The organism is uncultured Zoogloea sp. (assembly GCF_937894855.1).
Classification (GTDB): domain Bacteria; phylum Pseudomonadota; class Gammaproteobacteria; order Burkholderiales; family Rhodocyclaceae; genus Zoogloea; species Zoogloea oryzae.
Map to the genome: position 1 here is coordinate 1 of NZ_CALAYQ010000111.1, position 8241 is coordinate 8241.

The following is an 8241-nucleotide window of genomic DNA, read 5'->3' on the forward strand; positions in this document are numbered from 1 at the left end:
GACTCTGCGGAACGCGCCACCACGCAGCCATCGTTGTTGGAGAGCACCACGATGGGCGTATCACGCAAGGTTGGATCGAACAGCTTCTCGCAGCTCGCGTAGAAGTTATTGCAGTCCACCAGGGCAAAGACCGGCATCTCAGGCCCCAATCCGCTTGAACTTGCCCACCACGACGCCCCAGATCACGAGCTCCGCCCCCTCCTGAAGCTCAAGGGTCGGATACGCCGGGTTCTCCGCCACCAGGGCAGTTCGGCCACCCCGGCGATAGAGCCGCTTGACCAGCCGTTCGCCGTTCAGGAAAGCCACCACGATGTGCCCATGCACGGGGGAGATGCTGCGATCCACGACCAGGATGTCCCCGTCGAAGATTTCGGCACCCTGCATCGAGTCACCCTGAACGGAAAAAAAGAACGTCGAGACCGGGTTGCGCACCAGGTACTCGTTGATGTCCAGCCGCCGATCCGCGTAGTCCTCGGCAGGGGAGGGGAAGCCCGCGGAGATGGGCGTGAGCCCCAGTGGCCAAGTCTGTTTGAGGGCATCCAGGAAGGGAAACCAGTGCTCCGGAAAGTTCTCGGGCACCGGAACAAGCGTGGTGGTCATACGTCGGAATCGGCACAAAATCGAAAGCTGTAAAAATATACACTATTCGACCGATGTCCGATGCGCGATAACCTGCGCCCATGTGCGCCAACTACCGTCCCTCATCGCGTGAAGTCCTGGCGGCGCTGCCCTTGCCGCCGCCTGACTTCAGCTACGGTGAGGCTTACCCTGGCTCCATTGTCCCTATCGTCACCAACTTCGCACCGCGCGAGTGGGTGCCGGCCTGCTTCGGTTTGATCCCCGCCTGGGCCAAGGACGCGAAGATTGCCCGCAGCACCTACAACGCCCGATCTGAGACCGTTGGCGAGAAGCCTTCGTTTCGCAGTGCCTGGAAGCATGGGCAGCTCTGCATCATTCCAGCCGATGCCATCTTTGAACCGTGCTACGAATCTGGAAAGGCCGTGCGCTGGCGGATAGAACGGGCCGACGCCAAACCGATGGGAATTGCGGGTCTGTGGGAGCGGCGACTCAAGGACGACGGACTGCCCTCCTGGTCCATGACGATGCTGACGATCAACGCCGACAACGATCCGGTGTTCCGGCGACTTCACAAGCCGGATGACGAGAAGCGATCTGTCGTGATCCTGCCCGACGATGCGTGGGGTGACTGGCTCAGGTGCAAGTCAGAGAAGGATGCGCGGAATCTGTTGACGGAGTGGATGGACCAGCTGAGGGTAGCGCCAGATCCGAAGTGATGGTTGCTGCGCTGGCTGACCGATCTGGGGTGTCCGACCAAGGTATCAGAGCCGTGCAGCGCCAAGTCGCAGAAGGTGGTGCTCGGCTGCGTGCCGCGGATGGAAGACTTCATGGCGCTGTTTGAACGGCTTCAGACGGAGTTTCCAGGGACGGAGTTCGAGAGGTTGCTGGCAGGATCGGGGGAATAGTGCGGTTCATCGGCCGGAGCTGCCGTTGGTTCTTGACGCGCAAACAGGCGGCAAACCACCAGTTACCTGTCCCTCGGGCATGTGTGGCTAGCGACGGTAGCATTTCTTCCCGACCCGTAGCGGCCACCTGACTACTGAGTGATCAGTACTCAAATTTCTTAATATACTCTATGCATTTGCCTTGGTTAAAGGCAATATACTGACCGCCAATATGGACTGAAGCTACAGCGGTGAAGCCTCTCAGTGGGCGCGCAGTTGCTCTACTTAGGAGATTAAGAGCCATGGGATGCGGAGACAAGGTACGTTTTGTGCATCTGTCTGACATTCACTTTAACCAAAAAGCGGCCGCATTCGGATTTGACCCGGACAGGGAAATGCGTCGTTTGGTTCTGAGGGATATTACCGAGAGGATACAAGTGCTCGGCCCAGCAAATGCCGTCCTTGTGTCTGGCGATATCGCCTATGCCGGAAAGCGTGAAGAGTTTGAAGATGCCGCCAGATGGTTGGATGACGTTTGCGACGCAGCTGGATGTGGCAGAGAGTCGGTCCTCATGTGTCCGGGAAACCATGACGTAGATCGCGCAGTGATCGAAAGGAACGAGCTTATCCAGGACGGACACGAGGCTATCCGCAGGGGGCCAGCATTCTACGATCGAGATGTTGCGCTGACTCGAAGATTGACGCAACCAGAAGCGCGGGCACTTTTCTACTCCGCGCTCGCCGAGTACAACTCCTTTGCTGCTCGTTACCAGTCATCATTTTTTGCCGATGAACATACATTTGTCTGGGAACATGACTTTGTGTTGAATGATGATTCAACGCTGAGAGTCCGAGGGCTGAACACGGCTTTGCTCTCCGGTCTTTCCGACGTGGAAGGCTCTCTTTTCCTGGGCACCCGAGCATGGACGTTGCCGCGGCATGATGGGGTCGAGTATCTGGTGATGGCCCATCATCCTCCGAAGTGGCTTGCTGATCAGGAAGAGTCGGAGCGCGCGTTTGATGCTTCCGCACGAATTCAGTTGTTCGGTCACGAACACAACCAGCGTGTCCAGCCCGGGCGAGACTGGATCAAACTTTACGCAGGTTCTATTAATCCGCACAGAGCTGAGCCTAACTGGCGCCCAGGCTATAACATTTTAGAAGTATCCGTGGAAGAAGGTACGCCACGGCGCTTGAGGGTCGAAGTCAATGCCAGGGAATGGCAAGGGAATCCGCCACAGTTCCGCAACGTAGAAGATGTCGGGCATCGGCCCGTATTCGCCGTCGGCATCGAGTTGTCTCCGCTCCTGCCTTCATCCTGCCGGCAAGGTACCAGACAATTGAATGACGAAATAGGCTGCGCAAAAGCAGAGATCATTGCAGCCATGGAGCCACGCAAAATGGACCCACAACGTCGGTTTAAAACAATTGTGTACCGGTTCTTTCGGCTTTCCTTGTCGAAGAAGGAAGAGATCGTGGGGCGCCTGCGTTTATCCGAGGAAGCCGATAGCCGACTGACTGATGTGGAACGGTTCAAGCTTGCTTTGACACGGGCTCGCGAACGAGGGCAGGTCGACGAATTTGCAGATATGGTCGAACAACAGGAGAGGAACTAGTGGAATTCATCAAACGAATTGGCTTGCTTTATGGAAAGCTTGGTCTGTCGACAGATCCCTCGATAATCGCTGCTCGGTATCAAGGATTGATCGCAGCCTTTGACGAGTTCAACGAAGAAAATGTTCCGAGCGTCGTTGGTACAGCGCTCGGACTGAAAGGATACGAACTCAGTGAGAAGTTCATGTCATTCTTTTTGGAAAAGGATGCAGCGTTCGATGTCGCACCGCATGATAAAGAAGCGGCCTTGCTCGCATCGTGTGCAATCTCCTACGCCTTCGAGGAGAGATTTAGAGTCGAGGACCCTTTGGCGTTGTGTCTCGTCACAGCTTCGTTCGGATCGACCCGTCCGGCCATCGCAGATAGTAAATTAGTCGAGCTAGCTGAACAGAAGCTCGCTGAACTACAAACGGACGAACTTGAGGTACCGGCCGACAGGAAATATAAAGTGCCCGAGAAAGGGTGGACGGAAGCTATCGTAGCCTTGGAGCAACCGCAGGCGAGATCGCAAATTAATGTCGGTATCTCTGCCGCACAACAGGCATTGCAGGCGCTAAAGAGCTATGCAGAGAGCAACGCCAAGGCAGCCGCGAGGTCCGACAACGATATTCTTTGCTACCTACGCCGCCTGGAAAGCGAGGTTCGCGTTTATTGGTGGGTAAGTAGTGGGTGGAGCGGAGATACAAGCAAACCCTTCAAGCAACTTGGCTGTACAGAAGCTGCCATTCGTGCGGGTAAAGAATTAGCTGACAAGAGCAAATCCTCAAGCGTTGGATTTTTCGCTGCGCCAGCATTACTGTCAATGGTGCTTGAGCGCGGCAGGGCAAGCATCTCTGAGCAAGTGACCTTGGCGAATGCAGCGACCGCAGCCGAACAAGCGTGGCGAAGGACCAACTTTCAAGGAATCTCAGAAGGCATACATGCCAGTTTGATGCCACTTTCCACGGCCATGGGGCTTGCAGCATCAAGCGATGACGAAGATGACTGGCAACCGCGATTCGAGCGTCTGACCGGCATCAGGGTCACACAAGAACTCACAATCGAACAACTGGCCATTCAGATGTATCGGGAACGGCTCGTCGCCGGTCTGCTGAAATGAGTGAAGAGATGGATCAGGTCACTTTGGGTTGCAAAGTGCCCGGATGTGGAGGCCCAAGATCTGGCGTTTGCATTAACGGTCTAAGCTTCGGGGAATGTCCTGACGTTGTTACGATCTCCGATGAGGCCGAGGTCGATCTCGAGAAGCCAACGGTTATCGATGAGTCGACCGGAAATGAACCGTCAGCGCCATCCGGACGATCAATGACGCGAACTGCCGACGGACCGAGTCTCAATGGCGCGAGTTGTGACGTCCTTCTCCGACAGAGGGGGGGCACGGTGGTCGGCATCGTGGCTGGTCCAGAGGCAGGAAAGACGACTATGATCGCCACGATTTATGAGCTTTTGCATCGGGGAAGGCTCGATGGCTATCGCTTTGGCGGCTCCGAAACGCTTCGCGGTTACGAGGAAAGATGCCATTTGGCGCGCGTGGCCTCGAATCGAAATTACCCAGATACTGCACGCACTCCCACTCACGCAAAATTAAGCTTCACGCACCTTCGTGTGGAGACCGCAACCGGAATCACTGATGTTGTGTTCTCAGACCGTTCCGGAGAGCACTTCGACAATGTCCTGGATCAACCAGCCCAATTGGCAGAGTTTGCCGAACTTGTACGAGCGGACGTGATTCTCATCCTTGTGGAATTGGATCGGCTCGTCGAGCATGCGCACGTGATCACGTCGTATACACGACGCCTTGTCATGGCAATGCGGCAATGTGGCTTACTGCAGGGTAAGATTTTGCGCCTTGTCGGTACCAAAGCTGACCTGCTTGAAGGGCAGGACGTCTTGGACGAAACTACCTCCTCACTTTCGAGCCTCGCTGAAGATTTAACGAGACGTGCTGGAGGAAGCAGCATATTCAAGGCGCTTGTCACCGCCTCAAGAAGGCAAAGCAGGAGTGAACATGTCGTCCACGGCCTCAAGGAATTGCTGGACGACATTCTGCAGCCGCGAGCGCAAGCCACATTTCGCCTGCCAAAGCGCGTACCGAAAAAAATGACGGAAATGGATTTATTGATGTTTCCTTACTGGGCAACGCGGACATGACAAGCCTTTTGGTTGTTGGGATGCCTAACTCGGGCAAGAGCACTTTCATTGCAGCACTAAGGCATCTATTGGTGGCCAATGAGGTTCCCATTGATTTATGTTTGGCCGAACTTTCTGAAAGTGAAGGTCATTTGAACAGGCTTGAAAACACATGGCTCGATTGCGAAGTTATCGAGCGAACCAAACCAGCTACCGAAGGTTGGGTAGAGCTGAAGGTTCAAGACAAAAATACGCTTGCCCTACTGACTTTACGCATTCCAGACCTCAGAGGGGAGGCATTTGAACAACCCGCTTGTATCGGGCAGTGCGAAACCGACCTTTTCGATGCGCTATCGGAGGCGAATGGTATCTTGTTGTTCACCAACGCTGATCGTGAGGATGATTCTCTGCTGATCGACGACTTGGCGGACATCTTTGGATCGGATGATCTCGGTGATGCCGACGGAGAGGTGGAGCCTCTCGCTGCTGAGGAGACAGAGAAATCATTTAAGCCAGAAGAGATGCCAGAGGAGGTTAAATTAGTGGAATTCCTCCAGATTGCCAACAGACGGCCGCTTGCGAGTCGGCGACGTAAAATCGCCATTATCGTATCCGCATGGGATGTTGTGACCGCTAATGAAAGGAATGAGGGGGTAACGGCGGCGCAGTGGATTGAGACACGGCGCCCGATGCTTGCTCAATTCATTGCGGTGAACTCGGATCTTTGGGAGTCGAGAGTGTACGGCGTAAGTGCCCAGGGTGGCAAGTTGCCCAGGGACAAGACTGCGCTGAAAAAGGTCCGTCGACCGTCGGAACGTATCCAAATCATCGGACACGGTGCTGAGGAACACGACCTGTCTGCGCCACTCAGATGGATGCTTCCCATTGCGAATTAATGTAGTGATGCAATCCAAATCAGAAATCCAAATTGACCAGGCTTTGCACGGTTACGTAAAAGGCCATCGGCAGTTAGCAAGTTCCATTGAGCTTGACGACCAGTCGCGCGCTGAGATGCTGGTGCTGAGTGACCTACTTGTTACGGCGGCAGTTGATCGAGGCCGATCGTATCTCACTGCATACCCCCTGAAGACTGCCTCTCGCTATGTTCTAGCGCGTACGTGGGCAGCGGGCAAAGAGTTTCGACCTGGTAGCGTTTGGACGCACTCTTTGTTGCTGGACTATCAAGCGCTGCTCCTGCTGCCCGATCTTATGCGTCTGAATCCACTCTTCCGCCAGCCGAAGCAACAGGATTTCAAGGATTATTCGCTTCCTGTTTCCCTGGAGACGCGAGGTGGGGGGAATGGAGGCATTTCTTCTGTTCCGATTCAGCAAGCAACTACCGCACTCGTCAAGCTGTACGGTTCTCAGTACGTGGATGACGTGGTCGTGCCCTCGGGGCCGGATCAAGAGAATCAAATACTCGCGCTTGCGCTGTGGCGCCAGATGTGGCCTGCGCTACGACGCCAGTTTGCGTTCACAACTGCAGAGGGCGCTAGCCTGCTAGGGTTCGGTTTTGCATGCACCCTGCGTTTTTCCGCAGATCAGAACATCGATGTCACACCGGACCCTCTGGACGATTTTCAAGGTTTTCATGCGCTGCTTGATGATCTGTCAGCGGGCGGGCCCACCCCGTTGCGAACCTTCTTGAGTCGATATGTCATAGAAAGCAGCCAACCCCGCAAGACAGCGATCGAACTGGCAGGCTTTTTTGAACACCTTGCGGGACGTAACTCCATCGAGCGACTCGATTTAGCGCAGCCGTTAATCGCCAAGAATCGCCTCCCGAGACTCGCGAAAGATCTGGTGGCCGATGCCGTGAATGATGCAAGCGACTTCGAGCAGATTTTGTATTTGGCTCGCACATTGCGGGATATCCCCGTCGACATTAAACCGGACGTTCTGGTTAAAAGGGTCGCGCCAGCGCTGGATCAACTTGGAATTCTACTGAACATTTCTCAATCGGAGGTCGAAGGAAGCTTCGGATCATTACTGTTTGAGGGCCTTGTGCATCAGTGCCCGCTCGCGCTTGTATCTCGGACAGCAACGCAGAGCAACCGTATTAAGATGGCCCGGCTTCGGCCCGAAACGGTGTCGCAGATAGAGTGGTGGCCGTCAGAGGATTCCGAGCGCGCTCAACTGGTGGGCATTTTGGCTGACTATGACGAGATTAGTTGGGGCCATATTCTCAGTGTCTTGTCGCCAACAATTGGACCGCTAACTGTTTCCGCCTTGCTGGTTGCCCTGGCAGATGGCGCAGAACAGATCGGTTTGGAATTGTTCACGCAGGCGGGACCTCAAATCAAAGATGTGGTCGCGGAGTGGTTTGTTACACACCCAGCTGCGTTCAAGCGACTTGCTGTGAGTTTGCGAACAGTGAGCCCGGATCAGCTAAGGGCCTTGACACAAGCTCAGCTTCGGCAAGCGCCTCCATTTAGGACCCAGGAAGGTTGGGCGGATATCTTTACCTCCGTCGGGGACACTTCAGCGTTCTGCAATTCCAGTCTCATCATTGGCTATTTGTTGTCATTGGACATGCAGGGGGCTTTATCGCTTCAGCTTGGACGCATAGTGTTCGAGCCACTCTATCTGGCTCGCGATGCTTATCAGCTTGGCTACTCAGAAATGCGCTATCTGGATCTGTCATTAAGGAGCTCAGGCATTTCCTCAAACGGTACGGAGGCGATTGTAAAAAGCGCACTTGAGAAGTGGCCAGTCCAGGATTCCGACTTTGGTGTGCTCGCGTTTTGCAAGAATCAAACCCTTATCTTCGCGTTGGCTAGGGAGGTCGACCTCCGAGGAGGTGTTACCCTTCTGGAATCCGCATGTGAAAATCAGCAACTCCGTGACGAGGTAAAGGAGTACCTCAATGTCTATTTGCACAAGCGGAAAACAATGAAGAAAGCCTCATGGCCGTTTCGTTGGTGGTAATTGATCAAACGTCAACGGAGTCGTTTGGGCACTAATGCGAGTTCGCCAAATTGACAAGCTGCAGTTAAACGTGGCCTCCGGCTGAACGGCAGGTGAGCGACAGATTGCG

General features: G+C 54.6%; 8 protein-coding genes and 1 pseudogene. 7 read left to right on the forward strand and 2 right to left on the reverse strand.

Annotated elements, in window-relative coordinates:
- Window positions 1–137 (reverse strand): annotated as a pseudogene (locus Q0672_RS13025) (DNA polymerase V subunit UmuC); the annotation flags it as partial.
- A gap of 1 nt (window position 138) precedes the next feature.
- Window positions 139–600: a LexA family transcriptional regulator gene (locus tag Q0672_RS13030; protein ID WP_298622810.1), complete on the reverse strand. Its 462-nt coding sequence runs from the start codon at window positions 598–600 to the stop codon at window positions 139–141.
- Window positions 601–680: 80 nt separating this feature from the next.
- Here Q0672_RS13030 and Q0672_RS13035 point away from each other — a divergent pair, with 80 nt between their 5' ends.
- The 7 genes from Q0672_RS13035 to Q0672_RS13065 all read left to right on the forward strand — a co-directional run bounded on the left by Q0672_RS13035 (window position 681) and on the right by Q0672_RS13065 (window position 8132).
- Entirely contained in the window at window positions 681–1295 is a 615-nt protein-coding gene (locus tag Q0672_RS13035; protein ID WP_298622812.1) for an SOS response-associated peptidase, read from the forward strand.
- A 3-nt stretch (window positions 1296–1298) separates the two neighbouring features.
- A complete protein-coding gene (locus tag Q0672_RS13040; protein ID WP_298622814.1) occupies window positions 1299–1484 on the forward strand; it encodes a hypothetical protein in 186 nt (61 codons plus the stop codon).
- A 308-nt stretch (window positions 1485–1792) separates the two neighbouring features.
- Window positions 1793–3079, forward strand: a complete 1287-nt coding sequence (locus Q0672_RS13045; protein ID WP_298622816.1) for a metallophosphoesterase — start codon at window positions 1793–1795, stop codon at window positions 3077–3079.
- Complete coding sequence (locus tag Q0672_RS13050; protein WP_298622818.1) at window positions 3079–4176, forward strand: GTPase-associated system all-helical protein GASH; 1098 nt, start codon at window positions 3079–3081, stop codon at window positions 4174–4176. Before Q0672_RS13045 ends, Q0672_RS13050 begins: the two co-directional genes overlap by 1 nt.
- A gap of 203 nt (window positions 4177–4379) precedes the next feature.
- The gene (locus tag Q0672_RS13055; protein WP_298622820.1) at window positions 4380–5225 is read left to right on the forward strand and encodes a hypothetical protein; all 846 of its coding nucleotides are present in this window, start codon (window positions 4380–4382) and stop codon (window positions 5223–5225) included.
- On the forward strand, window positions 5222–6100 hold the full coding sequence (locus Q0672_RS13060; RefSeq protein WP_298622822.1) for a hypothetical protein: 879 nt from the start codon (window positions 5222–5224) through the stop codon (window positions 6098–6100). The genes Q0672_RS13055 and Q0672_RS13060 overlap by 4 nt, the downstream gene beginning before the upstream one ends.
- A gap of 7 nt (window positions 6101–6107) precedes the next feature.
- Complete coding sequence (locus tag Q0672_RS13065; protein ID WP_298622824.1) at window positions 6108–8132, forward strand: hypothetical protein; 2025 nt, start codon at window positions 6108–6110, stop codon at window positions 8130–8132.
- Window positions 8133–8241 lie beyond the last annotated feature (109 nt).

What these genes read in the sequence shown, in the direction of transcription:
- Q0672_RS13065 (WP_298622824.1), top strand. Translation starts at nt 6,108, where the DNA reads ATGCAATCCAAATCAGAAATCCAAATTGACCAGGCTTTGCACGGTTAC.
- Q0672_RS13055 (WP_298622820.1), top strand. Translation starts at nt 4,380, where the DNA reads ATGACGCGAACTGCCGACGGACCGAGTCTCAATGGCGCGAGTTGTGAC.
- Q0672_RS13035 (WP_298622812.1), top strand. Translation starts at nt 681, where the DNA reads ATGTGCGCCAACTACCGTCCCTCATCGCGTGAAGTCCTGGCGGCGCTG.
- Q0672_RS13060 (WP_298622822.1), top strand. Translation starts at nt 5,222, where the DNA reads ATGACAAGCCTTTTGGTTGTTGGGATGCCTAACTCGGGCAAGAGCACT.
- Q0672_RS13030 (WP_298622810.1), bottom strand. Translation starts at nt 600, where the DNA reads ATGACCACCACGCTTGTTCCGGTGCCCGAGAACTTTCCGGAGCACTGG.